Here is a 26,994-nt window from a genome sequence, read left to right on the forward strand (position 1 = left end):
GGGCATGCAAGCCTGCCCGTTCGGCTCGTCACTCGCGCAAACTACAACTAAATACGCTCAGGAGAGCCTTCGCGCATAAGTTTCCGTAAATCGTGGATCTCACCTCTGCTAAGGGCGTCCCCCAAATGTCCGCTTAGGGATATATGGCAGGCGCCCCGGCTGTGTGACGGCTGACGCTACGTACCGCGTGTGGCTGCGTGGACTTTTCTGATACATGCCGTGGTAAACGGGACTTCGTATGCGCTTAACCGCGTAATGTGTCGGCCAGACGCATGGTGGTTTTGCATGAGCGGCTTCATGAACTGGCGGCTGTGCAAGACGTCATGGCTCTGTGTACCATCACGTTATTGTATGCAAATGCTGCTTCACCAGTCAGTATCATTAACCGTAGCAGACGGTTCGCGCAAGCCGCATATGCCTGGTGCGTAGAGCGAAACAGTGTAACCATGTTTTACGACATTTGCTGCACACACCGGGAACGCTAACGGGGTTTTCAGCGCGCGCGTTCCGTGCACTGAAAGTCGCCAGCAGTTTTACCACAACCGGAACAGTCCGTGTAGCTGTACAGTCCCGTAACGCCAGCCGTCCGTAGTTTCGCCATAGCCAGAACAGTTCTCACAGCCGTACAGTTCTCACAACGCCAGCCACCGTCCAGCCGGGAAGCCTGCCGCATATCTCTAAGCGGACACTCAGGAGACGTTTTTAGTGGAGGCGAAATCCGACGCTTACGGAGACTTATACGCGAAGGCTCTCCTGAGCGTATTAGTCGGAGTTAGCGGCTAGTTTGCCGCAACGTTGTCTCCGTCCGTGTGGGATATGCGGCAGGCTTCCCGGCGTACGGCGTAAACATGGGAACTTTCGGTTCCGCAGACTTCCGGCGTAAACACAGAACACTATCGGTTCTGTAACTGTCTGGGGTGAGCAGTAAACTCCCCGACAAACCGCAATCTGTGCCCCGCATCTACCCTTTCATCTTGGGCTGGAACACAAGGCTCGCCAGATAACTAAACACCAGCGCCGCGGATATCCCTACTGCGCTTGCAGTAAATCCTCCCATATAGATTCCCATGAAACCGTCTTTATCAATGGCTTCTTTTACACCCTGCCAGAGCACATTCCCAAATCCAAGCAGCGGCACGCTGGCTCCGGCCCCGGCGAACTCTTTGAAGGGTTCATACAGTCCCAGCGCGCCAAGAACCGCTCCGCCGCACACGAGGATCACCATAATTCTCCCCGGCATCAGCTTTGTCTTTTCCATTAAAACCTGCACAAGCGCACAGATTGCACCTCCTACAAGAAACGCATAAATATAATCCATCTTTTTCCTCCTAGCAATGTTCTATCACTACGCCATGAGCGATTCCCGGTACGCTCTGCCCCTCGTTAAAGCTGACCGTAGACAGCAATGCGCCTGTAGGGACAAAAAGCACCCGTTTCCAGCTTCCTTTTTCTATTTTGGGTAATATCATGGATGCCAGCGTTACTGCGGAACATCCGCAGCCGCTCCCTCCGGCATGGGTATCCTGGGTTTCCCGGTCAAAGATTTCGATGCCGCAGTCCATATGGACGCCGCTGATATCAAATCCCTTTTCTTTCAGCAAATCTATGAGTATCCGCTGTCCCACATACCCCAGATCGCCTGTGATGATTTTGTCATAAGCGTCCGGCTGGCGATTGAAATCCATCAGATTCTGGTAAATCGTGTCACAAGCTGCCGGAGCCATACATGCCCCCATGTTCATAGAATCTTTTACTCCATAGTCTACAACTTTTCCCGGAGTGACCCCGGTGATTCTGGCATGTCCGCCTTTTACTGCCAGAACGAACGCCCCGCTCCCTGTGACTGTCCACGTTGCCGCCAGGGGACGCTGATTTCCATAATCCAGAGGAAAACGAAACTGTTTCTCCGCACTGGCAAAATGGCTGGAGGTAACTGCCGCCACATGGTCTGCATATCCGGCATTTACCGCCATAGCCCCAAGCGCCAGGGATTCCCCGCAGGTAGAACACGCCCCGTAAAGCCCGAACATGGGAATGTTTGTATCCATTACTCCAAAAGAAGTGGCGATAAGCTGCCCCAGCAAATCCCCTCCGAACAGATACCGTATTTCCGAAGGCAAAAGTTTCACTTTTCCCAGAGCTGTCTGCAGCGCTTCTTTCTGTAGTGTACTCTCTGCCTTTTCCCACGAATCCTCCCCGAACATAGCGTCCTCACATATCAAATCAAACTTGTGTCCCAGGGGCCCTTCCCCTTCTTTCTTCCCTACCACCGAAGCCGCACTGATGATATGCGGCGCGCGTTCAAACTGTATGCTTTGCTGTCCTGTCATCTGGCTCATTTTCTCCGCACCTTTCTCATTGTGATACTTTTTGTGTAGTATTTCCGTTTTTTTCAAAAAAATACCTCACAGGAAATTGTGAGGTATCTGCCGTTTCCGGCTGGTAACTATTCAAATCTTTTATAAAATGTGCTAATTCAAAGCATTATAAACCATACGTGAAATCTCTGTTATACAGTTGTAAGCCCTGCCCGGATTGTTGGTGTTGCTAAATACACATATGATATATGTTGTCTTTTTTCCATATACGATTGCCACGTCATTTTGGATCGTCCCATCTTCCCCTGTCTTATTTGCTACCTGGATCCCGTATGGAACACCTCGGGGAATTTTCGTCCGTATTGTCTGCCTTTTCAGGTAATTCAGCATTTTCTGCGAAGCAGCTCTGGAAACCATTTTCCCGCGGTATATCTTTTCCAAAAGCATCCCGCAGTCTGCCGCGCTGGTTTTATTTCCTTTTGGCCCGCTTTCGTCCCCCACGCCGCAAGGTCTGTATTGCTGTGTCTTTTTATATCCGTTCGCCTTGCAGAATTTATTAACCGTCCCTTTTCCCAGATATTTATAAAACAAGGTATTAAACGCGTCGTTGCTGCTAACTGTAATCATACTGTTAATCAGGGATTCTATAGATGAGTTCATCGCAAGTTTTCCCTTTTTTGCCTTATCATATGCCGCCGCCATAGCATACAGCTTAATCGTACTGGCAGAGAAAAAGGATTTCTTATTGATAGTGAAGCTCTTCTTCGTTTTTAAATCCTTCACATACACTGACCATGCCGTAGAAGCCTTCTGCCCATTTGCTGAAATCGGGCAGCTGCTCTTTATGTACTTCGACACTTTCTTCTCAAGTCTCTCCATTTTAACCGTGGCACTTGATTTTCTGACTTTTTTCGCCGCCTGGGAAGTCATCGGCGCCTGGAGAGCCAAAATCGCCAGCAGCACAAAAATCAACGTTTTTACTTTCCATTTCATTATCTTCACGCCCCTTTCCTGGTATGATATAGGTTCCAAAGCCATGCTTTTTCATTCAAGCATGAAACGCATGACCTTTGAACCCTGGTATCATGTAAATTATAACATTTTCTATATGATATCTCAATCTTTTTAACAGTTGTCCCTCCCGAAAAATTATGCTATACTTTTTTCATTATTGAATACGAGGAGCTTATCATGTTAGTATCTGTTGTTATCCCCTGCTATAATTCTCAGGATTCCATCCGCAAAGTGGTAGAACTGACCATAGCAGAATTTCAAAAAATGCCGCAGTACACTTATGAATTTATTCTGGTGAATGATTACTCCAAAGACGGCACTTTCATAAAAATTAAAGAGCTTTCCGAACAGTATCCCTGCGTCCGGGGCATCAACCTGGCGCGGAATTTCGGACAGCACAATGCGCTGATGGCAGCGCTGAACTATACAGACGGTGATTTTATTGTGGGAATGGATGACGATCTCCAGACGCACCCTTCCCAGATGTACAAGCTGCTGGACAAAATTCAGGAGGGGTATGACCTTGTTTATGGCAATTATGCCAAACGCAAAAATCCCTTCCTGAAAAATCTTTCCAGCAAGTTCAACAAAGTGACCTCCCGTATCCTGCTGGGACGCCCCAAGAACATCGTATCCAGCAATTACTGGGTAATCACACGTCTGGTGCGGGATGAAGTTGTCAAGTATACCAACTACAATCCTTACATAGACGCTATTTTCTACCGGGTCACCAGCAATATTGCCGATGTAACGATTGAGCATCACCAACGGGAACAAGGTTCTTCCAATTATACATTCCGCAAACTGGTACGGCTCTGGATGGCATACTGGAATTTCTCTGTAATTCCGCTCAGGATTTCTTCTCTGCTTGGCTCTCTTTTTGCATTCGGGGGCTTCATAGGGTTCGTAGCAATCTTAATCCGCCAGCTCATCGCTCCCAGTTCCCAGATGGGATGGGCTTCGATTATGTGCGCCATGCTCTTGTTCTTCGGCTTTGTCCTGCTGGTGCTGGGAATCATCGGCGAATACCTGGGAAAAATTATGCTTTGTATAAACAATACTCCCCAATATATCATACGGGAAACTGTAAATATCACTGATAAAGGCAAGGAGGACACCGATGCGTAAGCTGTTGGTTCTGGGCGCCGGCGTCTACCAGGCTCCCCTGATAAAAAAAGCAAAAGAATTAGGGCTATACACAATTGCCGCCAGCTATGCCGGAAATTACCCGGGACTTGCCCTGGCAGATGAAGTGTGGGCGGTAGATACAACAGATGCGCAGCAACTCACCGCACTGTCCAGAGAAGCGCATATTTCAGGTGTATGTACTTCCGGCACCGACGTGGCAATTATCTCTTTGGGAACCATCTGCGAAGAACTGGGACTCCCAGGCGTTTCTTTAACCTGCGCCCGGACAGTTACGGACAAATCTCTGATGAAACGTACTTTTCTGGACAGCGGGGTTTCTACTCCGGAAGCTTTTCCGGCTGCTTCCCTGGAAGAAGCCCGGGATATTTTCCAAAAGCTTTCTTCACCTGTCGTCGTAAAAGCAGTAGACAGCTCCGGAAGCCGGGGAATTACCCGGGTAAATTCCGAAAAAGAGCTTCCTGCAGCCTGGCAGGCAGCCAAAAATGTTACAAAAAAAGATTATGTGCTGGTAGAGCATTTCATAGAAGCAGAAGAAATTGGCGTAGACGGTTTTATCTCAGACGGAAAAATCCGTTTTTTACTTCCTCATGGGAAATTTACCCACACTGCGGGCGGCGTCACGCTTCCTGAAGGGCACTGCTTCCCTTACTTCTGCACCCCTGAACTGGAATGCGAAATCCTGCTCCAGATGGAACATGCCATTACCGCCGTCGGCATGGATAACTGCGCGGTAAATGCCGATGTCCTGATACGGGACGGACATGCCTATATTCTGGAGGTTGGCGCAAGAGCCGGCGCAACCTGCATCCCGGAATTAATTTCCACTTACTGCGGTTTTGACTATTACAAGCAGATGATTTGCCAGGCTCTTGGCGAACCGCCTGATTTCACCATGAAACGTCCGCGTCCCTGCATGGCAAAACTGCTGTTTTCCCGCTGCGACGGAGTCTTGACAGATATTGATGAATCCCGGCTTGACGAGCTTCGCCGCCGCTGCATCGCGCTCTCCCTTGATTATCCCGTGGGGACGCATGTGGAAAAGGTACAGAATGGAACAAGCCGCATCGGGCATGTCATCTTAGAAACGGCAGATGAACAGGCACTTGACGAAATGATGTCCCACGTACGGCAGACAATAAAAGTGAACGGAGTTGACCTCGAAACCTTATGGAACGAATGAAAAATTACATGCAGCTTCATCTGAATATCCTGCTATTTTCACTGACAGGCATCTTCTCCAAACTTGCCTCCATACAGTACGGCAAATATGGTCTTTCCGGGCGGATGTTTTATCTTTTCCTGTTTCTGATGATAGCAAACTGTGGAGTTTACGCCCTTGCCTGGCAAAAAATCATAAAGAAATTCGAGCTTTCCACAGCATACGCCCACCGCAGCGTATATCTAATCTGGGCGCAGCTCTGGGCCGTGCTGATTTTCAAAGAATCCTTGTCCTGGAATAATCTTTTTGGAATGCTTATAGTTTTAATCGGAGTATTGGTGGTACAGAAAAATGAGTAGAATATTTATGCTATTGATGTTTGTAGGAACCTTCTTTTCCGCATCTTCACAGATTTTACTAAAACAAAGCGCAAACATAGAACATAAAAGTGGAATTTACGAATATCTGAACTGGCGTGTTATCACAGCCTATTTCATCTTTTTTGGAGTGCTGCTTCTGAACACTTATGCCTACACCCAGGTACCGTACAAATACGGCTCCATCATCGACACTTTCACTTACGTGTTCGTACTGCTTCTCTCCCGTTTCCTGTTGGGTGAGAAAATCACGAAGGGAAAACTTGCAGGAAACCTTATTATCATTGCAGGAATCTTAATATACTCCCTGTAATCCCAAACACAGAATACGTGCGTAAAAAGCCCCGCAGAAAACCATGTTCTCCGCGGGACTTTTCTATACCAGAAAATCCTTCAGCCGTTTACTCCTCGAAGGATGCCTCAGTTTTCTCAGGGCTTTCGCCTCTATCTGACGGATACGCTCCCTTGTCACGTTAAACTCTTTCCCCACTTCTTCCAGTGTACGCGCACGCCCATCCTGCAGTCCAAAACGCAGCCGTACCACCTGGCGCTCCCTGTCAGTAAGAGACTCCAGAGCGTTGCCCAGCTCTTCCTTTAACATGGAAAACGCTGCAGAATCTGCCGGTGAAAGCGCAGAATCATCCTCGATGAAATCTCCAAGATGGCTGTCATCTTCCTCACCAATCGGGGTATCCAGAGATACCGGATCCCGGGAAATCTTCAGCACTTCACGCACACGCGATACCGGAACATTTAATCTCGCTGCCACTTCTTCCGGGGTCGGTTCTCTGCCAAGTTCCTGTAAAAGCGTTCTCGTCATACGCAGGGTCTTATTAATCGTTTCCACCATATGTACCGGGACACGGATGGTTCTCCCTGTGTCCGCGATTCCCCTTGTAATCGCCTGGCGAATCCACCAGGTCGCATAGGTGCTGAATTTATAGCCTTTTGTATAGTCGAATTTATCAACCGCTTTCATCAGCCCCATGTTCCCCTCCTGAATCAAATCCAGGAACGGCATACCACGGCCTACATATTTTTTCGCAATACTGACTACAAGGCGCAGATTTGCTTCTGTCAAGGCTTTCTTTGCCTCTTCGCTGCCTTCTTCCACGCGCTTTGCCAAATCTACTTCCTGTTCTGTGGTAAGCAGCGGCACATTTCCTATTTCTTTTAAATACATACGCACAGGGTCTTCGGTACTGACCCCCTCCAGCACATCAACATCATCAATCAGCTCTACTTCTTCTTCCTCTACGAGAAGGACGTCATCATCATTATCAATGAGCAAGTCTTCCCCGCCATTTTCCTTCACGCCATTTTGCATGATATCTATATTGTGCTTTTCCAGAAACTCCAGAATGAGATCCATCTTCTCCTCGTCCAGTTCCATCCCGGCAAAGGCGTCGTTAATCTCACTATACTCCAGTATATTTTTCTTCTGTTTCGCCTTGTCCATTAAGGCCAGCAGTGTTTTAGTAAATTGTTCTTCCTGCATCTGATCCATAAACTTTCTCCTATCAAACCTTCGCTTTCTGCTTCCACACTCTCGGAATTTCACGGTTCTCCGATATGTTACAGTTCAGCTTACCATTTTTGACAAGAGCTGTCAACTTATGTATTCAGAGATTTTTCAAAATACGTCTGGAAAATACAAGAAACGCCCCCAGGAAAATGAAAATGTCCCCAAGATTAAACACGATTCTACGCAATCTTTCATATTTCGCACAAAAACTGAAATAATCCACCACGTAATGACGCTTTATCCTGTCGAATACATTACTTAACGCTCCACCAAGAACAAATGCCAAGGCGGCCTTGTATACATATTCCCCTTTTCTCCTCAGCAGCGCGGCAAATACAACAGCTGTCCCAATCGTAATTCCGACGGAAATCCCAGCCACAAATTGCCGTTTTCCTTCCATAAAGTTCAACATAGCTCCCCGGTTATGGGATTTCTGGAGCAGAATGCGCCCACCCCAGATTTCCTGTCCGTAATCATCCGGTTTCTTCTCTATCCACCATTTTAAAAAGCAATCCGCTGCAAAAATCCCGCCCATGATGAAAAGGTAAATCATCTTATCCCTCCAATGCCGGTACTCCCCGCATTTGAATCCGCGGTGCGCCTTTTCCCTCTATATACTCTTTTGTAATCGTGACGCTCCCTATATTGTCATCCTTTGGAATCTCATACATAATGTCCAGCATAAACTCTTCGATAATCGCCCGTAATGCCCTGGCGCCGGTATCCTTCTCCCGTGCTTTCCTGGCAATTTCTTTTAACGCGCCATCTTCAAAGCTCAATTTCACCTCGTCCAGCTCCAGCAGCTTCTGGTACTGCTTCAAAATGGCATTCCTCGGCTCCCTGAGAATCTTCACCAGCATCTCCTCTGTCAACTCCTGCAGTGTAAAAATAACTGGCAGCCTCCCGATAAACTCCGGAATCATTCCGAACTTCCGAATATCCTCTACAGATACCTTTTCCAAAAGCGCAGGGTCATCGTCATATTTATCTTTCAAATCCGCCTTGAATCCTACGGACGCCTGTTTGTTCAGCCTTTCTTTTATAATATCTTCCAATCCGGGAAATGCTCCGCCGCAGATAAACAATATATTTTTTGTATCCACAGTAGCCATAGGTACCATAGCATTCTTGCTGGCTGCCCCTACAGGCACTTCCACTTCACTTCCCTCCAAAAGCTTCAGCATTCCCTGCTGCACCGACTCGCCGCTCACATCCCTTTGGTTCGCATTTCTTTTCTTTGCAAGCTTATCAATTTCATCAATAAAAATAATTCCCTGCTCTGCTTTCTCCACGTCATTCCCCGCGGCAGCCAGCAATTTGGACACTACGCTCTCAATATCATCGCCAATATACCCGGCCTCCGTCAGAGACGTAGCATCTGCGATCGCCAGTGGCACATCCAAAAGCCGCGCCAGCGTCTTTACCAGATAGGTTTTCCCGCTTCCGGTAGGTCCTATCATCAGCATATTCGACTTCTCAATCTCAATACTGTCCACCGTATCCGTCGCAACTCTTTTATAATGATTGTACACTGCAACAGAAATCACTTTTTTCGCGTGTTCCTGCCCGATGACATAGTCATCCAGGCTTTCTTTAATCCTGTGAGGCGCCGGAATCGCTTTGATATCCAGAACTTTCTTCGGCTCCTCTTCTTCCTTCTTCTTTTTCTTCTTAACCTTCTGCTTTTTGGGAACCTGATTTGCCAAATCCCCTAAATTTATCATGCCAATATTCGGCATATTGGGAATCTTTGACCAGTCAATATTTGCATACGGCGACTGGCCTCCTCCCATAGAATCAAAAGCTTTCTGCATGCATTCCGCACAAATATGAATGTTTTCTGCAATGCGTATCATTCCCCCGGCTCTGCTCTCCGGACGGCGGCACATAAAACAGACGTCCTCGAACTCATCCTGCTCTCCCTCCTCTTCCATATCTGCCACTTCTTCTATAATTTCATCATCTATTTTCTTATCATCCGACATGTCGCTACTCCTTTTCCCCTCTTACGGGCTATGCTCATAAATACAGGATATTCTCTCACTTCATCTTACTATATCCCAGAAGTCCTATTCTATTGGTTCTGCCGGAATAAATATCCGCTCTGCCTCGTGCGGTTCGGGCTTTTTCGCCCGCTCCACTGCCTCCTCGCAGAAGAAATCCTGCGCAGATACCAGCGCTTTTCCCCGCTTATCAATTTTCTCATACCTGCCGTCCGGCTGGAGCACGGAAGCTTTCACATTATCCGCCAGCTGTACATCCAAAATGTGGCGCGCCTCTTTTTTCAGTTTTTCGCACTCTACCGGAAAAAGGATTTCCACGCGCTTGTCCAGATTTCTCGGCATCCAGTCCGCACTTCCCATGTAAATCTCTTCCTGGCCGTCGTTCAGGAAATAAAATATACGGGCATGTTCCAGGAAATTCCCCACAATGGAACGCACGGAAATATTTTCACTGATTCCGGGAATTCCTGTCTTTAAACAACAAATACCGCGTATAATCAACTCAATCTTTACCCCTGCCGCCCCCGCTTCATAAAGCGCCGCAATAATCTCCTTATCGCACAGGGAATTCATCTTCGCAATGATATGCGCCTCTTTTCCCTCCCTGGCATTCTGGGTTTCCCTCTCAATCAGTTTCTGAAAACGCTTCCGCAGCCAGATGGGCGCCACAATCAGCTTATTCCAGCTCTTAGGCTCCGAATATCCCGACAACATGTTAAATACCGCCGTAGCGTCTTCCCCAATCGGCTCTGCACATGTCAGCAGCCCACAGTCTGTATAAAGCTTCGCTGTAGAATCATTGTAGTTTCCCGTTCCCAGGTGAACATAACGGCGTATACCATCCTCTTCCCTCCTGACAACCAGCGTAATCTTGCTGTGTGTTTTCAGCCCTTTCAGCCCGTAAATCACATGACAGCCCGCTTTCTCCAGCATTTTTGCCCAGATAATATTATTTTCTTCGTCAAATCTTGCTTTCAGTTCCACAAGCACCGATACCTGCTTTCCATTTTCAGCCGCTTGTGCCAGAGCTTTAATAATCGGAGAATTCCCGCTGACGCGGTAAAGCGTCTGCTTAATTGCCAGCACATCAGGATCTTTCGCCGACTGTTTCACAAAGTTCACTACCGGGTCAAAAGTCATATACGGATGGTGCAGCAAGATATCTCCTGTACGGATTTGGGTAAAAATGTCATCATCCGTCATCATCGCAGGCACCGGCTGCGGCTGATACTGCGGTGTTTTGTATTTGTCAAATCCCTCCATTCCGTACATTTTCATCAGAAATGTCAAATCCAACGGTCCGTTGATATAGAAAATATCCGGGTCTTTGATGGCAAATTCCTTCTTCAATATTTTTAAAAGGCGTACATCCATTCCCTCTTCTACTTCCAGACGGATCACCTCGCCCCACTGGCGTTTCCTCAACTGCTTCTGGATCTCTTTCAGCAAGTCAGCCGCTTCATCTTCATCAATCGTTAAATCTGCATTCCTCATGATACGGTACGGGTGGGCGCAGATCACATCATAATTCAGGAAAAGCTTCCCGATATTTCTCTCAATAATTTCTTCCAGAAGGATTGCACGGCGCTCTCCCTCCTTGCCCCGGGGCAGCTCTATGATACGCGGCAGCCCGCCCGGCACCTGTACCGTGGCAAAATCATATTCGCCTCCTTCGCCTTTTTCTGAAATCAGCGCTCCGATGTTCAGCGATTTATTTCGGATAAGCGGAAACGGCCGGGAAGAATCCACCGCCATGGGCGTCAGAACCGGATAGATATCTTCCTCAAAATACCTGTCCACAAAAGCTTTTTGCTCCTTTGACAGTTTCTCATGCTCTGTAACTACTTTCATTCCCTGCTGTTTCAGCGCCGGGATCAGCGAACGGTTATATGTGGAATACTGCAGGTTTACCAGTTCATGAGTAGCTGTCAATATAACATCCAGCTGCTCCGATGCAGTCAAACCTGCAATATCTTTTTTTGTATATTTCGCATGAACCATGTCCTTCAGGGAAGCTACACGGATCATGAAAAATTCATCCAGATTAGAGGCAGTGATACTTAAAAATTTCAGCCTCTCAAAAAGTGGGATTGATTTATCCCTGGCCTCATTCAGTACGCGTTCATTAAAACTCAGCCAGCTCAGTTCCCTGTTCCTGTAATGCTCAGATTTCAAAAAATCTGCCTTCTCTAACATAATCCCCTGCCTCCTTATCCTGTTTTTTTCTTCTTAATCACCGGACGTATACTGAACACTTCCCGGAAAAAGTCTGCCTTCTCAGGAAACAGCCCTTGCTCCAGGGAAATATCCTCCGGGGTCTCGACCCGGATAACCAGTTCTTCCTCCCCCAGCACAATCCTGATATTTTTAAGCTTCTGCCGATGGCTCCGATCCAGCGTATTTGCCACCCGCAGGATAGCCGTCAGCTTGGCAATTGTCAAATACTCTTCCTTTGTGATGCCCCCCTCGCCGCACATCTGCTCAAAATCTTCAAATTCCAGCGTGTTGTACCGCACGATATTCGCGATGATTTCCCGCTCTGAGTGGGACAGCCCGATAATTTCCGTCGCCATAATGATACTGTAAGAACACTCTGCCACATTCGCAAGGCTGATATATTTCCCACATCCATGAAGAATTGCCGCAATCTGCAGCAACAGGCGCTTCCTGGCGTCCAGCCCGTGAAGTTTCTTCATTTTATCAAAAATCTCCAGGGAAACTTCCTCCAGCATACGGATATGGTTTTTGTTGCACATATAACGTTTTGCCATATTTCTCGCTGCAGCGATAATGTCCCCTTCAAAGTCATGTCCTGTCTTAATAATCTTATTCTGCGCCGCATACTCATATGCGATACCGTCGCTCAGATGAAATCCCGGCAGCCACACCGTTTCCACGCCGCATTCTTCAATAATCCATTTATGAATAACCAGGGACGGAATCAGCATGTGCACACTCTCTACCGGAACATCCAGCCGTTCTGCCGCCTCGTCAAGCGAATACTCTGTGACGAGTGTATACAGCTCCATAAATGCTTCCCTTGTCATAGACGGTTCCTTTGCCACATCACGCAGGTTGTCCCCCACCACAATCAAGTTCTTAATTTCCCGCTCCTTTAAGTACATTTTCTTAAAGCTCGCCAGGTCACTGTTTACCAGCTCATCAATCACCCGCTCCATGTGCGTGATATTCCTTCCGAATGATTCAACCCGCTCCCGCAGCCGCAGGTTACCGATACGGATATTCTGGGTACTGATCAGCCTGTCTTTATCAAACAGGGAAAACTGAACGCTCCCGCCTCCCACGTCAATAATCGCCGTACCTTTCTGGATAATCTTGTTAAACTCATTTTCACTGGAAGCGATGGATTTGTAGTCCAGGAAGCGCTGTTCCGAGTTGCTGAGCACCTCGATTTTCAGCCCTGTCTTTTTCTCAATATAATCCAGGATAATTACCCGGCCTTTCGTCTCCCTCACCGCACTCGTAGCGCACGCACGATAAGCGTCCGCCTTATATCCTTCCATAATCGTCTTAAAGGACTGGAGCAGGATGCACAGGCTCTCTATTTTCTCCATGCTGATTTTCCCGTCCGCATAGGCTTCCTTTCCCAGCTCCAGAATCTGCCGCACACTGTCAAGTTCCCGCATACCTTTCGATTTCGACAGCTCAAAAATTTTCATCTCTACTTCATACGACCCAATGTTAATCGCCGCAAATATCTTGTACTGCATGAAATCCCTCCTCTTCCTTTTTATTTTTCGCCATCTCCCAGGCATACCGCCCCCATCCGGCTTTCTTCTCCTAACAGATATACGGCTACCGCTGCCCCAGCAAAAAGTCAATAAACTGCTGTGCCGACCTGCCGGAAAGTCCTCCGTGGCTCAGTTCCCAGCGGTTCGCTTCCAGCAGAAGTTCCTCTTCTGGCATAGACACTCCGTGCCTTTCAGCTAATACCTTAACAATATTCTGGTACTCTTTTTTATCCGGCGCGCAGAAGAAAATCTGAACGCCGAACCTTGAAACCAGGGACAGCTTTTCCTGCACCGTATCAGAAGCGTGGAGCAAATCACGCCTTCCTTCTTTATCGGAAAACTCCTCCTTAATCAGATGCCTCCTGTTTGACGTGGCATAAATCAGTATATTTTCCGGCTTTTTCTCCAATCCTCCCTCAATCACTGCTTTCAGGTATTTATATTCTGTTTCAAATTCCTCAAACGACAAATCATCCATGTAAATAATAAAGCGGTAGTTCCTGTTCTTAATCTGGGAAATCACATCATTTAAGTCCCGGAACTGATGCTTGTAGACCTCAATAATCCGGAGTCCCTGTTCATAATATTGATTCAAAATGCCTTTTATGCTGGAAGATTTTCCCGTTCCGGCATCCCCGAACAGCAGACAGTTATTCGCCCGCCTTCCCTGCACAAAAGCCTCAGTATTGGCAATCAGCTTTTCTTTTGCAATCTCGTACCCAACCAAATCGTCCAGATGGACATGGGTGATATTCGTAATCGGCACAATCTCGGCGCCTTCCTCTGTATGGGCAATGCGGAATGCCTTATGCAGCCCCAGTTTCCCTACGCCAAAGTCTTTATAAAAGGACTCAATATACCCCTTAAACTCCCGGATATCTGAAGCCGCCCCCAGCTTCCGGCTCAGCTCACAGATGCGGTCGCGGATTCGGTGGTTGAATACCCTGCTCTCTTCATTGGCATTCTGATAATTGGAAATCACCGGATAAAGCTGAAGTCCAAGCGCATCCTCCAGAGCCGCAAAATCATAGTCATACCATTGCTTAAACAGTTCAAAATCATGCTCAGCCAGTCCATTCACGCTTCCTTCCACCGCGCCCCTGATTTCGCATGCCCTGCTGAATACATTCTCATCATTCACCAGCAAATGGGTAAGGTAAGCATGCCACAGATTTCCATAGAATCCATAGCCGGCCGTGCGCTCAATCAGCTCATAAATGCAGGAACAGTAATCCCCGAGGGCAGTGTTCGTCTCCCAGTAGATCCAGTCATCCTCCTTATTGTACTCGTCATACTGGAGCATTACGCTCTCCATCTTTGCTAAAAGCTTATCTTTTTCCACAGACCTGTACAGGACAAGCTGCTCTCTTTTTGTCATTTTTCTCATATCGACATCATCCTTCGTCTTTCTTAAATAATTGTAACATTTCAAATTCTTTCACCCTCGCTAATAATTCCCCAGGATTTTCATGCTTTTTGCCTCTTCACGAATACCCCGAAGCGCATTCTTCACCGCACTGTCATTGAGATTCCCTTCAAAATCAATGAAAAACCGATATTCCCAGTTCCGCTTCTCTATAGGACGGGATTCTATCTTTGTCATGTTCAGGTTATTATAAATAATGTGCGAAAGCATATTGTAAAGACTTCCGCTCGTGTGGGGCTGCTCGAAGCAGATGCTGATTTTATCCGCATCCTTGCGGAAAATCCTCTGATTTGTGATGATAATAAATCTGGTGGAATTTGCCTCATTCAGATAAATCTTGTCTGCCAGCACCTGCAGGCCGAACTGCTCCCCTGCAAACGCGCTGGCAATAGCCGCCTGGCTCTTGTCCCCTTCCTCTGCCACCCGCTTTGCCGCTACCGCAGTATTTTCCAGCGGAATCTGTTTCCATCCCCTGTGCTCTTCCAGGAACGGCTTGCACTGGGAAAGCCCCTGAGGATGGGAGTAAACCCTTTGAATATCGGAAAGCTGCGCCCCCGGCAGCCCCAGAAGCTTATGCTCGCACCGGATGATCTGCTCTCCGACAATATAATTCTCAAATTCTACCAACAGATCATACATATCGTTGACGCTTCCCGCCGTTGAGTTTTCGATCGGCAAAACCGCAAAATCCGCGGAACCTTCCGCAATCGCCTCCATAGCGTCCCGCCACTGCTCTACATGGAAGGATGTGATATCCTCATTAAAATATTGTTTCATAGCGGCCTGGCTGTAAGCGCCTTCCACGCCCTGGAACACTACCCGCACCTTTGAGCGCTCAATCTCATCTACTGCAATAAAAGGCAGCCGCCCTGCCACGCCGTTTTCCTCCAGAAGCTGGTACTGCAGCTTGCGGCTCATCGCCATAATCTGCTGGAACAGCTCTTCTATCCCATGCCGGTTGAACTCACTGCGGGTCAGCCCTTTCACCGTATCGATTTTCGCCTGCTCCCTCGTCCTGTCAAATACTTTCTTCCCGGTCCGGATTTTATATTCCGCCACTTTCTGGCAAATATCCATACGTTTTTCGAAAAGCTCTACGATTTGCCTGTCAATACTATCTATCTCATCCCGCAATTCCTTTAAATCAACCATGTAATTCTCCTTCCAGCTGTTTTATCGTCTTATTTAAAACCGGATGCCTCATATATGGGGCAATCTGCGCCATCGGTTTCAGCACAAAATCCCGGTTCTGCATATCAATATGAGGAATATGCAGTTCTTCCGTATCCAGCACCAGATTATCGTAAAAAAGAATGTCCAAATCCAGCGTCCGCGGCCCCCAGCGCAGCGTCCGCACCCGCTCCGCTTTCGCTTCAATCTCATGGAGCAGCTCAAGCAGTTCCTCCGGCGTCAGCAGCGTACGCAGTTTAAGCGCGCCATTCAGGAACTCATCCTGCTCCGTAACACCATAGGGCGCCGTTGCGATAAAGTCCGATACTTTCTCCACCCGGCATCCTGCGCTCTCATCCAGTTCCTTCACCGCATTCCGAAGATACGTTTCCTTCTCTCCCATATTCGAACCAAGAGCGATATATGCCGTGTGCCAGCCGCGGGTGATTTCCACAGATACCGTCTCTAAGGGGAGCCCTATCGGAGCCCACGGCTTCTTTACTTCCAGCGTAATTTCTTCTATCTTCTCCCATTTTTGCAGGATTGCTTCCGCCAGATGTTCCAAAACCGCCTCCAGAAGTTTATAGGTATGTTCCTCCATAAACTCCCGGATAAAATGACATAGTTCCCCATAATTCACAGATTTTTCTAAATCATCCGCCTTCCCTGGCGCCCGCGTATCCACAGATAATATGGCAGAAAACAGAAATTTCTGCCCCAGCACATTTTCCTCCGGAAAAACCCCGTGGCGGCAGTACAGTTCTAAATCTTTTATCTTAATCTTGTCCACTCCTGCATCCTCTCTTTCTTCGCGTCCGTCCGTTCCCGTCTATACAAGAACCCTTTTTGTAACAGTTCAGCCCAGGACTTTGCACTTGCTGCAAAGTCCGTGAGAACGCGTAAATTCAGCCGGAGAATCCAGTCCTTTGCGAACAGCAAACTTTAAATGGGCTGGATTCCGTAATAGTGAAGCCGTAGGCTGAACTGTTACCCCTTTTTCCCGTCAATACTTCGGTCATTTTTATCACCCGGAAATTCTCTTTCACATCATGGACGCGCACGAATGCCGCACCTTTCAGCACACCGAACACCGTCGTCACCAGCGTCCCTTCCACTCTCTCAGATGCAGGCAGATCCAGGGTCAGGCCAATTACCGACTTTCTGGACGTCCCCAGCAGGATGGGATAGCCCAGTTTGTGCAGCTCCTCCAAGCGGTTAATCGCCTCCAGATTATTTTCATAAGTTTTTCCGAATCCTACGCCGGGGTCCAGGATAATCTTATCATCTGCAATGCCCGCTGCTGCCGCTATGTTCAGCGTCTCCCGCAAATCTTCCAACATATCCGGCATAAATTCCTTATAGTCCGGCTCCTTCCGGTTGTGCATCAGACAGCAGGGTTTACCGCTCTTTGCGATAACCCCGGCCAGAGCGGCGTCCCATTTCAGCCCCCAGATATCGTTTACCAAATCTGCCCCTGCTGCCAGAGCAGCTTTCGCCACGCCGCCTTTATAAGTATCTACAGAAATCGGAATATCAAAATTCTTTTTCACCATCTCGATATACGGAACTACTCTGGAAATCTCCTCTTCTTCAGCCAGCAGCGTATACCCCGGCCTGGTAGATTCCCCTCCGATATCAATAATATCCGCCCCGTCCTTTATCATCTCTTCCACATGCCGTTTTGCGGCGTCAAAATCATTCCACCTTCCCCCGTCCGAAAAAGAGTCCGGCGTCACATTCAGTATTCCCATAATATATGTTCTGTTTTTTAAATCAAACTCTCTGTTCCCTATCTTCATGCTGCCCTCCATGCGCTTCAATATCTCAAATATAAGTTCTTTTTCTCATCGCTCCAGTCACATTCTGCCTCTGCCCGGCATCCAAAACATCCCCTGGACGCTTTGTCCCCCCGGTAGAGCAGTCCTGCCAGGCTATGCTCGCTTTTTACCGTTCTGTCCCGGTGCCTGGCAACTGCTTCCAGAATATCCGCCCGCTCCTCCTCAGAAAACCCGCAGTCCGTCAATATTTGAGCCGCAATGGGAACTCCGGCTTCCTGATGGGGCGTTCCCTCCATATACTGGATATGCCGTCCTACATCGTGAAGAAGAGCGGCCGCATAGATCCGCTCTTTCTCTATCTGCAGGTTTTCCTCCAGATTAAAAATATAGGCCAAACGTGCCACATCCAGAAAATGTGCCATGTCATGGCCGCAAAAAATACGCCCTGCCTCCAGCCTGTAAATCTGCTGAAGGCAGTCTTGATATGTATGATTCTTTAAAATCCTGTTCACTCTCTCCATTGGTTACCTTACCATTTGATAAAATGTATTCTGCAATTCGGGATTCCCTTCAAAAACTCCCCGTGTGGCCGACGTAACAGTCTTTGACCCGGGTTTCTTAATCCCCCGCATTGTCATACACATATGCTCTGCCTCTACCATTACCATCACGCCCTTTGGATTCAGATGCTCCATAAATGCGTCTGCTACTTGTGCCGTAAGCTGCTCCTGAAGCTGCAACCTCTTTGCATACACCTCCACCGTCCGCGCAATCTTACTCAATCCTACCACTGTCCCATTCGGGATATAAGCCACATGCGCCTTACCGTAAAATGGAAGCATATGGTGCTCGCACATAGAATAAAAGGTAATATCCTTCTCCAGCACAATATCGCTCTTATCCACATGGAAACGCTTGCTCAGATGCTCGCCCGCATCCTCATACATCCCCCCCATCAGTTCCATGTACATCCGCGCAATCCGATCCGGCGTCTCTACCAGACCTTCTCTGTCGGCGTCCTCTCCGATTCCCTCAAGAATCAGTCGGACACCTTTCTTTATTTTCTCCTGATCTATCATAGCTTCCTCTTTCTGACGCATTTCCCGCGCCATCTTGGTTCATTTGAAAATTTACTTCCTGACTTTTCCTTCTAATGCCGCATCCTGCATATTCCCTGCACTTTTTACAGCCTCCAATGCCCTGGCTGTCTCTCCCAGAAAAGAAAGAGAGCCAAAGGCAAGGATAACGTCCTCCCGCCCGGCCATTTCCAGGCTTTTTTTTACCGCTTCCAAAATACTCTCCGCTGCCTCTGACGAAGGCTGATATTTCCGCACTGCCTTCAGAAGTTCTCCTGCCGGAAGAGCTCTGTCATTCCCAGGTGTTTCCACCGTAATCACATGTGCCGACAGCGGTACGGTAGTCCTTACGATTTCCTCATATTCCTTATCCCTGAATACTCCCATTATATAGAATAAACGTTTATTTGTAAAATACAATTCCAATGATTTTCTGAGGATTCTTGCCGCATCACGGTTATGCGCGCCATCAATGATAAATACCGGCTCCCGCCCCACTACAGTAAACCGTCCTCTCCACCGGGTCTTCTGCAGCCCCTGCCGAAGCTGCCCCTCAGTGACAGGATAGCCTACACTATCCAACGCCTTCACGGCTTCCACCGCAAGCGCCGCATTCTCCACCTGGTACATCCCTCCTAAGGAAATTTCCAGGTTTTCATATCCCCCATAAGAAAAATACTGCTTTTCGTATCCATATCGGATATCCGAAAGCCGTGCCTTTTCTTCCATGAACAGACGGCATTCCTTCTCTTTTGCCCTGCGCCTGATGACTTCCATCGCCTCCGGCTCCTGCTCTGCCGTGACGACTACCGTATCCGGCTTTATGATTCCCGCTTTCTTTTCAGCGATTTCTCTGAGCGTATCTCCCAAAATACCTATATGATCCATGCTGATAGGGGTAATCACTTCCAACAGCGTCGTCTTTACCACATTAGTGGCGTCCTCCAGCCCCCCGAGTCCTGTCTCCAGCACCACGATATCGCACGCCTTTTCCCTGAAATACAGAAACCCAAGCGCCGTCTCTATCTCAAATACCGTGGGATGCGCCCGTCCTTCCTGCACCATCCCTGCCGCCGCTTCGGCAATCCTTCCTGTCAGCCTTGCCAGCGGTTCTTTCTCTATGTACTCTTCATTTACCTGTATACGCTCCCGATAAGAAAACAATGTGGGGGAAATATAACGCCCTACCCGATACCCTGCCTCTTTCAGTACCGTAGACAGATACGCCAATACCGAACCTTTTCCGTTTGTCCCTGAAATATGGATAAATTTCAAGTCGTCCTGGGGGTTGCCCAAACGTCGCAGCAACTCCCCCATATTCTCAAGACCAAGTACACTTCCGTATTTAGCCGCATCTGCTAAATATACTCTTGCCTCTCTGTAATCCATGATGTATGCCTCCAAAAATAAGCATGTCCTCTTTATCGTTAAATTATAGTATAGAATACTGTTTTTTTCAAGATACCGACGAAGATTAATCGCTCTTTCCGTAACAGTTCAGCCTTCCGGCTTCACTGTTACCTCTTTACTGACTCATCCTTCCATCAAATCCCCTGCTAATATCCCTTCTTCATTCCTTGTCATCTGGATTGCCTTATGTATAAACGGAGTACGCTCTCCGAAATTCAATCCAAAACGCGCCCCCGCCCATTCGTCTTTCATTCTAACAAGTGTTTCTCCCGACCTTACCCTTCTTGCAGACGGCATCGTATCTGACGGCGCAAACTGCACTTTTTCAAAAGTCGTATACATTACTGTTTCTGTGATTTTCACTTCCAGCATCCCGGCAATTGCCTGAGCCACCAGATAGCTGGCACGGAATTTTCCTTTTATTTCATCCCATTTTCTTTCTCCTACGCTCCCCTTCATTTCAATCAAATGAAGTTTCCATTTATCCTCACACTGCCGTTCAAAAATCATATGGTCTACTCTTTTATACATGGATTTCATTTTTATTGTCTGAAAAAATCAGGGGGGAAATCTCTGTAACAACTGCTGAAACAATCCTGAGTGGAATCCCTTTTTCCTGGCCTGCCGGAACATATAAAACCTCTTTGTTCGGCAATGTACTCATCTCAACTGTGCCTTCTGCCATGTAGTTTTCTAAGTATTCAGCTATCGCTGCGGCTCCTCTATCCCCTTTGCTGTCAAAAGACAGATCATTCACCACATCCAAAAACTGGTTAATCGGCCTGATAAATGGGATCATCTCTTCCTGCTGTACTCCGATATTAAACGCTGCATTCCTGCCTGCTTTATTAATAATGTCCTTTGTAAGCATAAATCCTGTTCTGGCTGCAGGGAGATAAATATTTTCATGTATTCCATTCACTTCTCCAATAGAAATCTCCATTGCCAGGCTCAATATCATACATATTATAAGATTGTTTTGATATCCCCATTCTATTTCCGATAATTTTATAGTATATTCTGTACCAGTGTTATTTTTAATCCTCAGACTGTCTAACTCCTCGCTCCCCCATCTGTCTTTGAGTTTTGTAAATGTTAAGGAGATTTTGTCTAAATCTTTTAATTCTATCTGTAAATCTTTGATTTTAACATCTGAACTGTTAAAAATCTTTTTAACCAAATTGTCTTTATTTTGCCGCAAGCCTTCCTGCAAAAGAGCTTGCAGTTCTTTTTCTATCTCGCATACCTGAGCGATATGTTCCCCCTGTTCGCACGCCAACGCCACCTGCGCCCTGATCCATCCTATCAGTTCATGTTCTAATTTTGTTTCTTCTCTCAATACAGAACTGATTAATTCTGATACTCCCAAATTCTGGATTCCCCATAAGAGCGCCATCAGATAGCTTTTTCCACTGTTATTGTCACCCACAAAAAGAGTGAGAGGCGAAACTTCTATCTCAGCGCTTTTTATCTTTCCATATTCCAATACTTTCAATTTCCATCCCAATGTTCTATACCCTTCCTTTTCCTATATCCTTATCATGAATCTTAAAAGTCAAATTCTTATCTTCTCCATCTATCTTATCAAATTAATTATATGTGCTTTTATATTCTTTTACAAGGCAAATTCTTATAAAGCTTTTTTAAATCCATTAGCAGCCACATGCGGCAATGGAATTTAACAAGCCAGCCGCGCATACCTCCCCATGATACGCTGCAGCTGGCTTGTTTCCGCTGGCTGTTCCCTATTTATCCAGAATCTCTTTCAGTATCTTATTCACCACTCCCGGGTCTGCTTTTCCCTTCATGGCTTTCATCGTCTGCCCCACCAGGAAACCGATGGCTTTCTGCTTTCCGCCTTTGTAGTCGGCCACGGACTGGGGATTCGCCGCCACGATTTCTTCTATCGTGCCGCGCAGCGCCCCCTCGTCTCCAACCATCTTCAGCCCTTTTTCTTCCACATACTGTTCCGGGTCGATATCTTTGTCAAATACAAGTTCAAACACTTCTTTTGCCACCGTATTATTGATGGTTCCCGCTTCTGTCAGTCCTATCAGCTTCGCCAGGTTTTCAGGTGAGAACCGGATGTCCTCCGCATCCATGCCGTGCTCCTTTAAGAGACGCATCGTCTCCACCATCAGCCAGTTCGAAACTTTTTTCGGACTTTTACAGAGTGCAGTCGTCTCCTCAAACATATCCGCCATCCGCTTTGCAGAGGTGAGGATGCCCGCGTCATAGGCCGGAATCCCATATTCTTTCTGGTAACGCTCCTGTTTCTCCTCCCGCATCTCCGGCTGCCTGTCCCGTATTTCCTGAATCCATTCATCACTGATAACCACCGGAGTCAGGTCAGGGTCAGGAAAATATCGGTAATCCTGGGCGTCCTCTTTCGAGCGCATCGCATACGAAGCGCCTTTTGTATCATCCCACCGCCTTGTCTCCTGTACCACCTGTTCCCCGGATTCCAGCAAATCAATCTGGCGGTTTTTCTCCCCCTCAATCGCATGGGTAATGGCGCGGAAAGAGTTCAGGTTCTTCATCTCCGTCCGAGTTCCAAAGGCTTCTGTCCCCACCTCACGCACAGAAAGATTGACGTCCGCGCGCATCGAGCCTTCCTGGAGCTTGCAGTCCGAAGCGCCCAGGTACTGAATCATCATGCGCAGCTTCTCCAGATAGGCAATGACCTCCTCCGCGCTCCGCATATCCGGCTCTGAAACAATCTCAATCAGCGGCACGCCGCTCCGGTTGTAATCCACCAGAGAACAGTCCTCCCATTCATCGTGGATGAGCTTCCCCGCATCCTCTTCCATATGGATTTCATGGATTCGCACTGTCTTTTTCCCTTCCGCCGTCTCAATTTCGATTCCGCCGTCGTGGCAGATTGGCAGATAGAGCTGGGAAATCTGGTAATTCTGCGGATTATCCGGGTAAAAATAGTTCTTTCTATCAAATTTGCAATACTGGTGAATCTGGCAGTTCGCCGCAAGCCCCACCGCCAGGGCATACTCCACCACCTGCTTATTCAGCACCGGAAGCGAACCCGGCATTCCGGTACACACCGGGCAGGTATGAGTATTTGGCGCTCCGCCGAACGCCGTAGAGCAGGAGCAGAAAATCTTCGTTTTCGTGGCAAGCTCAACATGAACTTCCAGTCCAATCACTGTCTCATATTGTTTGCTCATCTATTTTCCCCTCCTTTCCGCCAGTTCCGGCGCTTCGTATTTCCTCGTACACTCAAAGCTGTAGCCTGCACGGATCATCTTCTTCTCCTGAAAGCAGTCCCCGATCATCTGCAAGCCAATCGGCAGCCCCTTCGAATCCTTCCCGCATGGAACCGTCATGCCCGGAAGCCCTGCCAGATTCACGGAAATCGTATAGATATCTCCTAAGTACATCTTCAGCGGGTCGCTTAAGGATTCTCCCAGCTTCGGCGCAGTCGTCGGAGCCGCAGGCCCCAGAATCACATCATATTTTTCAAATGCCTCGTCAAAAGCTTGTTTTATCAAAGCTTTCGTCCGCAGAGCTTTCAGATAATAAGCGTCATAATATCCCGAACTCAGCACAAAAGAGCCAAGCATAATCCTGCGCTTCACTTCCTCTCCAAATCCCTCGGAACGGGACTTTTTGTACATGTTGTGGAGTCCCTCGTATTCTTCCGTGCGATAGCCGTATTTCACTCCGTCAAACCGCGCCAGGTTCGAACTGGCTTCTGCCGCCGCAATCACATAATACGCCGGAATCGCATATTCCACCAGACTCAAATCAAACTCCTCCACGACAGCTCCCTTTGCCGCCAGCGCCTTTGCCGCCGCCAGCACAGCCGCTTTCACTTCCTCATCCAGACCTTCTCCCAGATAGTCCCTGGGGATTCCAATTCTCATACCCTGTACATCATCCACAAGAGCGGAGGTAAAATCACAGTCCTCCCGTTTGAGGGAAGTACTGTCTTTCCTGTCATAAGAAGAAATCGCTTCCAAAACTGCCGCGCAGTCGCTTACATCCTTCGCAACCGGGCCGATCTGATCCAGTGAAGAACCGTAAGCGATCAGCCCATAACGGGAAACCGTGCCATAGGTCGGCTTGATGCCCGTCACCCCACAGAAGGAGCTAGGCTGCCGGATAGAGCCGCCTGTATCGGAGCCCAGGGCATAAAAGCATTCATTCGCCGCCACTGCTGCACAGGAGCCTCCCGAAGATCCCCCTGGCACATGCGCCGTATTCCACGGATTTCTGGTAACGCCAAAGGCTGACGTCTCGGTGGTGCTGCCCATCGCAAACTCATCCATATTCGTCTTTCCGAGAATCACGGCTCCCGCCCTTTCCAGATTCCGCACGGCCTCCGCTGTGTAGGTCGGCTTAAAATTATATAAAATCTTCGAGCTGCACGTAGTCAGCAAATCCTTCGTGCACAGATTATCCTTGATGGCGGCAGGAACTCCAGCCAGGGCTCCTGTCAGACTTCCCTCATCAATCTGCTTCTGTACTTCTTCTGCCCGCCTCAACGCCCCCGCCTCATCCACAGTCACAAAAGCGTTCACCGTTTCGTCCACCGCCTGAATCTGCTCCAGCGCAGCTTTCGTGGCTTCCACAACGCCAATCTCTCCTGTTTTTATCTTCTTGCCCAATTCCAGAGCTGTCAAATTTCTGATATCCACGTATTCTGCCTCCTGTGCTCTCTATTCTACCGTAATCGGAACCACATACGTCCCGTCCTTCTGCTCCGGCGCATTTTTCAGCATATTTTTCCTGTCATCACCGTTTTCCACCACATCCTCCCGGAATACATTGTTCACAGGAAATACATGCGACATCGGCTCTACGCCCGTGGTATCCAGCTCATTGAGCTTATCAATATAATCCAGCATCCTGCCCATATCTTTTTTCGCCTGCTCCCTTTCCTCCCCGGAAAGCTCCAGCTTTGCCAGAATCCCTACATATTCTATCGTTTCATCTGAAATAACATTTGCCATCCCGCTTCCTCCTTAATCACGAACCTTGATATGAACCTCACGAAGCTGCTGCTCCGTCACAAATCCCGGCGCGCCGCACATCAGATCCTGCGCGCTTCCACTCATAGGAAATGCGATGACCTCGCGAATATTTTCTTCCTCACACAGCAGCATAATCATCCGGTCAATGCCAGGTGCCATTCCCGCATGGGGCGGCGCGCCAAACTGAAACGCATTGTAAAGCGCCCCAAACTTCGCCTTCAACGTTTCCTCATCATATCCTGCGATTTCAAAAGCTTTCACCATAATATCGATATCATGGTTCCGCACCGCACCAGAGGAAAGTTCCACGCCGTTACATACAATATCATACTGATACGCCAAAATGTCAAGCGGGTCTTTCGTATTCAGGGCTTCCAGACCTCCCTGCGGCATGGAAAACGGGTTGTGCGTAAATCCAATCTGCTTCGTCTCCTCATCGTACTCATACATTGGAAAATCATTCACGTAACAGAAGCGGTAGGCCTTTTTCTCAATCAAATCCAGCTTTTCCCCAAGCTCTGTACGAATCTGTCCCGCATAAAGGTTCGCCCTGCTCTCCTTATCCGCAATAAAGAAAATCGTGTCGCCTGCTTCCAGACGCGCCAGCTCCCTCATCTCGGTTTTCATCTCCTCCGGGATAAATTTATCAATTGGGCCTTTGTAGGACAGATCCTCCATCACTTCCAGATATCCCAGTCCGCCCATGCCAATCGACTGGGCGAACTTCAGAAGCTTTTCATGGAAACCCTTCGACATCTCCGCATGTACCTTAATCGCGCGGACAGTCTTTTTATGGAAAGGCTTAAAGCTGCATCTCTGGAAAAATTCTGTCACGTCCAGGATGCGCAGCGGATTTCTGAGATCCGGCTTATCCGTGCCAAACTCCAGCATCGCCTGTGTGTAGCTGATGATCGGAAACGGCGCTTTCGTTACCTCATATCCTTCCGGCGCAAACTTCTCAAATGCCGCCGCCAGTACTTCCTCGCCTACGGCAAACACGTCCTCCTGCGTGGCGAAGCTCATCTCGAAGTCAAGCTGGTAAAACTCTCCCGGCGAGCGGTCTGCCCTGGCATCCTCGTCCCGGAAACAGGGGGCAATCTGGAAATACTTATCAAACCCCGACACCATCAGAAGCTGCTTATACTGCTGGGGCGCCTGCGGCAGCGCGTAAAACTGCCCCTTGTATTTTCTGGACGGAACGATATAATCCCTGGCTCCCTCCGGCGAGGACGCGCACAGGATCGGCGTCTGGATTTCCAGAAATCCCAATTCCGTCATCTTCTGTCTCAGGAAGCTGATAACCTTTGAGCGGAACACGATATTATCCTTCACTTTGCTGTTCCGCAAATCCAGAAAACGGTATTTCAGCCTGACGTCCTCCCGGACTTCCTTCGAAGTCATGACCTCAAAAGGTACCTGCTGGTACACCTTTCCCAGAACCTCCACCGTTTCCGCCGCCAGCTCGATCGTCCCCGTTGGAATCCTCGGATTGTAGGTCTCCTCATCCCTCTTTCTGAGCATTCCCTTCACCGTCACACAGGCTTCTCTTCCGATATCCTTAAGCAGTGCATCATCGTGAAGCACCACCTGAAGTTCCCCATACATATCCCGCAGATCCACAAAGGTAATCCCGCCGTGGTCGCGGATATTTTCTACCCATCCGGCAACTCTTATTTCTCTGCCCATATCTGCTTCGCTGAGCTTATCAAATGTCACGTCTCTGTAAATGCCTTCTTTCATCGTCATTCTCCTCCGCTTTCATAAATTTTCTGAAAACAAAACCGCCGCAAAGGTACAGACACAGTATCGTTCCATGTCTTTTCCGCACCTTTGCAGCAGTTTCTAT

Annotated in this window: 25 protein-coding genes; 4 read left to right on the forward strand and 21 right to left on the reverse strand. The window is 48.1% G+C overall.

The genetic code is table 11. From position 1 onward, the window contains the following. Nucleotides 1–961: 961 nt before the first annotated feature. From spoVAE to NFR99_RS07860, 3 genes are all read right to left on the reverse strand, one after another. The gene (gene spoVAE, locus NFR99_RS07850; RefSeq protein ID WP_120481113.1) at nucleotides 962–1,318 is read right to left on the reverse strand and encodes a stage V sporulation protein AE; all 357 of its coding nucleotides are present in this window, start codon (nucleotides 1,316–1,318) and stop codon (nucleotides 962–964) included. A 10-nt stretch (nucleotides 1,319–1,328) separates the two neighbouring features. Next, nucleotides 1,329–2,339, reverse strand: a complete 1,011-nt coding sequence (gene spoVAD, locus NFR99_RS07855) for a stage V sporulation protein AD (protein ID WP_120481174.1) — start codon at nucleotides 2,337–2,339, stop codon at nucleotides 1,329–1,331. A 132-nt stretch (nucleotides 2,340–2,471) separates the two neighbouring features. Next, nucleotides 2,472–3,311: a serine hydrolase gene (locus NFR99_RS07860; protein WP_251353360.1), complete on the reverse strand. Its 840-nt coding sequence runs from the start codon at nucleotides 3,309–3,311 to the stop codon at nucleotides 2,472–2,474. Between the two features lie 198 nt (nucleotides 3,312–3,509). On the opposite strand from NFR99_RS07860, the gene NFR99_RS07865 reads away from it, so the two are divergent. From NFR99_RS07865 to NFR99_RS07880, 4 genes are read left to right on the forward strand one after another with little or no spacing between them, the layout of a single operon-like run. After that, nucleotides 3,510–4,460 (forward strand): glycosyltransferase family 2 protein, encoded by a 951-nt coding sequence (locus NFR99_RS07865; RefSeq protein ID WP_120481115.1) that lies wholly within the window; start codon nucleotides 3,510–3,512, stop codon nucleotides 4,458–4,460. Continuing rightward, nucleotides 4,453–5,661, forward strand: coding sequence for an ATP-grasp domain-containing protein (locus NFR99_RS07870; protein ID WP_251353361.1), 1,209 nt, complete (start codon nucleotides 4,453–4,455; stop codon nucleotides 5,659–5,661). The genes NFR99_RS07865 and NFR99_RS07870 overlap by 8 nt, the downstream gene beginning before the upstream one ends. Continuing rightward, the gene (locus tag NFR99_RS07875) at nucleotides 5,649–5,999 is read left to right on the forward strand and encodes an EamA family transporter (protein ID WP_120481117.1); all 351 of its coding nucleotides are present in this window, start codon (nucleotides 5,649–5,651) and stop codon (nucleotides 5,997–5,999) included. Before NFR99_RS07870 ends, NFR99_RS07875 begins: the two co-directional genes overlap by 13 nt. After that, complete coding sequence (locus tag NFR99_RS07880) at nucleotides 5,992–6,330, forward strand: EamA family transporter (RefSeq protein WP_120481118.1); 339 nt, start codon at nucleotides 5,992–5,994, stop codon at nucleotides 6,328–6,330. The genes NFR99_RS07875 and NFR99_RS07880 overlap by 8 nt, the downstream gene beginning before the upstream one ends. A gap of 63 nt (nucleotides 6,331–6,393) precedes the next feature. On the opposite strand, the gene rpoD is transcribed toward NFR99_RS07880, so the two are convergent. From rpoD to aspS, 18 genes are all read right to left on the reverse strand, one after another. Then, complete coding sequence (rpoD, locus tag NFR99_RS07885) at nucleotides 6,394–7,524, reverse strand: RNA polymerase sigma factor RpoD (RefSeq protein WP_120481119.1); 1,131 nt, start codon at nucleotides 7,522–7,524, stop codon at nucleotides 6,394–6,396. Nucleotides 7,525–7,639: 115 nt separating this feature from the next. Then, complete coding sequence (locus NFR99_RS07890; protein ID WP_135976001.1) at nucleotides 7,640–8,095, reverse strand: signal peptidase II; 456 nt, start codon at nucleotides 8,093–8,095, stop codon at nucleotides 7,640–7,642. 1 nt (nucleotide 8,096) lies between these two features. After that, nucleotides 8,097–9,527 carry an ATP-dependent Clp protease ATP-binding subunit ClpX gene (gene clpX / locus NFR99_RS07895; protein ID WP_120481121.1) on the reverse strand — a complete coding sequence of 477 codons (1,431 nt, stop codon included), beginning with the start codon at nucleotides 9,525–9,527 and terminating at the stop codon, nucleotides 8,097–8,099. A gap of 84 nt (nucleotides 9,528–9,611) precedes the next feature. Beyond that, a complete protein-coding gene (locus tag NFR99_RS07900) occupies nucleotides 9,612–11,741 on the reverse strand; it encodes an RNA degradosome polyphosphate kinase (protein ID WP_251353362.1) in 2,130 nt (709 codons plus the stop codon). Between the two features lie 14 nt (nucleotides 11,742–11,755). Then, a complete protein-coding gene (locus NFR99_RS07905; protein ID WP_120481123.1) occupies nucleotides 11,756–13,276 on the reverse strand; it encodes a Ppx/GppA phosphatase family protein in 1,521 nt (506 codons plus the stop codon). 85 nt (nucleotides 13,277–13,361) lie between these two features. Next, on the reverse strand, nucleotides 13,362–14,675 hold the full coding sequence (locus NFR99_RS07910) for an ATP-binding protein (RefSeq protein WP_416388332.1): 1,314 nt from the start codon (nucleotides 14,673–14,675) through the stop codon (nucleotides 13,362–13,364). A gap of 69 nt (nucleotides 14,676–14,744) precedes the next feature. Continuing rightward, nucleotides 14,745–15,875 carry a prephenate dehydratase gene (pheA, locus tag NFR99_RS07915; RefSeq protein ID WP_251353364.1) on the reverse strand — a complete coding sequence of 377 codons (1,131 nt, stop codon included), beginning with the start codon at nucleotides 15,873–15,875 and terminating at the stop codon, nucleotides 14,745–14,747. Next, nucleotides 15,868–16,683: a 2-amino-4-hydroxy-6-hydroxymethyldihydropteridine diphosphokinase gene (folK, locus tag NFR99_RS07920; RefSeq protein ID WP_135975998.1), complete on the reverse strand. Its 816-nt coding sequence runs from the start codon at nucleotides 16,681–16,683 to the stop codon at nucleotides 15,868–15,870. The genes pheA and folK overlap by 8 nt, the downstream gene beginning before the upstream one ends. Before the next feature lie 115 nt (nucleotides 16,684–16,798). After that, nucleotides 16,799–17,692 (reverse strand): dihydropteroate synthase, encoded by an 894-nt coding sequence (folP, locus tag NFR99_RS07925; protein WP_251353365.1) that lies wholly within the window; start codon nucleotides 17,690–17,692, stop codon nucleotides 16,799–16,801. A gap of 17 nt (nucleotides 17,693–17,709) precedes the next feature. Then, entirely contained in the window at nucleotides 17,710–18,192 is a 483-nt protein-coding gene (locus NFR99_RS07930) for an HD domain-containing protein (RefSeq protein ID WP_120481128.1), read from the reverse strand. Nucleotides 18,193–18,195: 3 nt separating this feature from the next. Next, complete coding sequence (gene folE, locus NFR99_RS07935) at nucleotides 18,196–18,750, reverse strand: GTP cyclohydrolase I FolE (protein WP_251353386.1); 555 nt, start codon at nucleotides 18,748–18,750, stop codon at nucleotides 18,196–18,198. Nucleotides 18,751–18,801: 51 nt separating this feature from the next. Further along, the gene (locus tag NFR99_RS07940) at nucleotides 18,802–20,136 is read right to left on the reverse strand and encodes a bifunctional folylpolyglutamate synthase/dihydrofolate synthase (protein WP_251353366.1); all 1,335 of its coding nucleotides are present in this window, start codon (nucleotides 20,134–20,136) and stop codon (nucleotides 18,802–18,804) included. A gap of 144 nt (nucleotides 20,137–20,280) precedes the next feature. Then, nucleotides 20,281–20,667 (reverse strand): hypothetical protein, encoded by a 387-nt coding sequence (locus NFR99_RS07945; RefSeq protein WP_251353367.1) that lies wholly within the window; start codon nucleotides 20,665–20,667, stop codon nucleotides 20,281–20,283. Nucleotides 20,668–20,680: 13 nt separating this feature from the next. Further along, the gene (locus tag NFR99_RS07950; protein ID WP_251353368.1) at nucleotides 20,681–21,664 is read right to left on the reverse strand and encodes an AAA family ATPase; all 984 of its coding nucleotides are present in this window, start codon (nucleotides 21,662–21,664) and stop codon (nucleotides 20,681–20,683) included. Nucleotides 21,665–21,902: 238 nt separating this feature from the next. After that, entirely contained in the window at nucleotides 21,903–23,339 is a 1,437-nt protein-coding gene (gatB, locus tag NFR99_RS07955; protein ID WP_251353369.1) for an Asp-tRNA(Asn)/Glu-tRNA(Gln) amidotransferase subunit GatB, read from the reverse strand. Beyond that, a complete protein-coding gene (gene gatA / locus NFR99_RS07960; protein ID WP_251353370.1) occupies nucleotides 23,340–24,812 on the reverse strand; it encodes an Asp-tRNA(Asn)/Glu-tRNA(Gln) amidotransferase subunit GatA in 1,473 nt (490 codons plus the stop codon). A 21-nt stretch (nucleotides 24,813–24,833) separates the two neighbouring features. Continuing rightward, nucleotides 24,834–25,127 carry an Asp-tRNA(Asn)/Glu-tRNA(Gln) amidotransferase subunit GatC gene (gene gatC / locus NFR99_RS07965; RefSeq protein WP_251353371.1) on the reverse strand — a complete coding sequence of 98 codons (294 nt, stop codon included), beginning with the start codon at nucleotides 25,125–25,127 and terminating at the stop codon, nucleotides 24,834–24,836. A 12-nt stretch (nucleotides 25,128–25,139) separates the two neighbouring features. Continuing rightward, entirely contained in the window at nucleotides 25,140–26,888 is a 1,749-nt protein-coding gene (gene aspS, locus NFR99_RS07970) for an aspartate--tRNA ligase (RefSeq protein WP_330571606.1), read from the reverse strand. Between the last annotated feature and the right edge of the window lie 106 nt (nucleotides 26,889–26,994).

Source organism: Hominisplanchenecus murintestinalis, assembly GCF_943193015.1.
Taxonomy (GTDB): domain Bacteria; phylum Bacillota; class Clostridia; order Lachnospirales; family Lachnospiraceae; genus Hominisplanchenecus_A; species Hominisplanchenecus_A murintestinalis.

Coding starts and splice junctions, on each gene's coding strand:
- aspS (WP_330571606.1), bottom strand. CDS start 26,888: ATGAAAGAAGGCATTTACAGAGACGTGACATTTGATAAGCTCAGCGAA.
- folP (WP_251353365.1), bottom strand. CDS start 17,692: ATGAAGATAGGGAACAGAGAGTTTGATTTAAAAAACAGAACATATATT.
- NFR99_RS07860 (WP_251353360.1), bottom strand. CDS start 3,311: ATGAAATGGAAAGTAAAAACGTTGATTTTTGTGCTGCTGGCGATTTTG.
- NFR99_RS07875 (WP_120481117.1), top strand. CDS start 5,649: ATGGAACGAATGAAAAATTACATGCAGCTTCATCTGAATATCCTGCTA.
- NFR99_RS07905 (WP_120481123.1), bottom strand. CDS start 13,276: ATGCAGTACAAGATATTTGCGGCGATTAACATTGGGTCGTATGAAGTA.
- clpX (WP_120481121.1), bottom strand. CDS start 9,527: ATGTCGGATGATAAGAAAATAGATGATGAAATTATAGAAGAAGTGGCA.
- NFR99_RS07945 (WP_251353367.1), bottom strand. CDS start 20,667: ATGATTTTTGAACGGCAGTGTGAGGATAAATGGAAACTTCATTTGATT.
- NFR99_RS07880 (WP_120481118.1), top strand. CDS start 5,992: ATGAGTAGAATATTTATGCTATTGATGTTTGTAGGAACCTTCTTTTCC.
- NFR99_RS07900 (WP_251353362.1), bottom strand. CDS start 11,741: ATGTTAGAGAAGGCAGATTTTTTGAAATCTGAGCATTACAGGAACAGG.
- NFR99_RS07910 (WP_416388332.1), bottom strand. CDS start 14,675: ATGACAAAAAGAGAGCAGCTTGTCCTGTACAGGTCTGTGGAAAAAGAT.
- folE (WP_251353386.1), bottom strand. CDS start 18,750: ATGATAGATCAGGAGAAAATAAAGAAAGGTGTCCGACTGATTCTTGAG.
- NFR99_RS07890 (WP_135976001.1), bottom strand. CDS start 8,095: ATGATTTACCTTTTCATCATGGGCGGGATTTTTGCAGCGGATTGCTTT.
- gatB (WP_251353369.1), bottom strand. CDS start 23,339: ATGAGCAAACAATATGAGACAGTGATTGGACTGGAAGTTCATGTTGAG.
- gatC (WP_251353371.1), bottom strand. CDS start 25,127: ATGGCAAATGTTATTTCAGATGAAACGATAGAATATGTAGGGATTCTG.
- NFR99_RS07930 (WP_120481128.1), bottom strand. CDS start 18,192: ATGGAGAGAGTGAACAGGATTTTAAAGAATCATACATATCAAGACTGC.
- NFR99_RS07865 (WP_120481115.1), top strand. CDS start 3,510: ATGTTAGTATCTGTTGTTATCCCCTGCTATAATTCTCAGGATTCCATC.
- spoVAE (WP_120481113.1), bottom strand. CDS start 1,318: ATGGATTATATTTATGCGTTTCTTGTAGGAGGTGCAATCTGTGCGCTT.
- spoVAD (WP_120481174.1), bottom strand. CDS start 2,339: ATGAGCCAGATGACAGGACAGCAAAGCATACAGTTTGAACGCGCGCCG.
- NFR99_RS07870 (WP_251353361.1), top strand. CDS start 4,453: ATGCGTAAGCTGTTGGTTCTGGGCGCCGGCGTCTACCAGGCTCCCCTG.
- pheA (WP_251353364.1), bottom strand. CDS start 15,875: ATGGTTGATTTAAAGGAATTGCGGGATGAGATAGATAGTATTGACAGG.
- rpoD (WP_120481119.1), bottom strand. CDS start 7,524: ATGGATCAGATGCAGGAAGAACAATTTACTAAAACACTGCTGGCCTTA.
- NFR99_RS07940 (WP_251353366.1), bottom strand. CDS start 20,136: ATGGATTACAGAGAGGCAAGAGTATATTTAGCAGATGCGGCTAAATAC.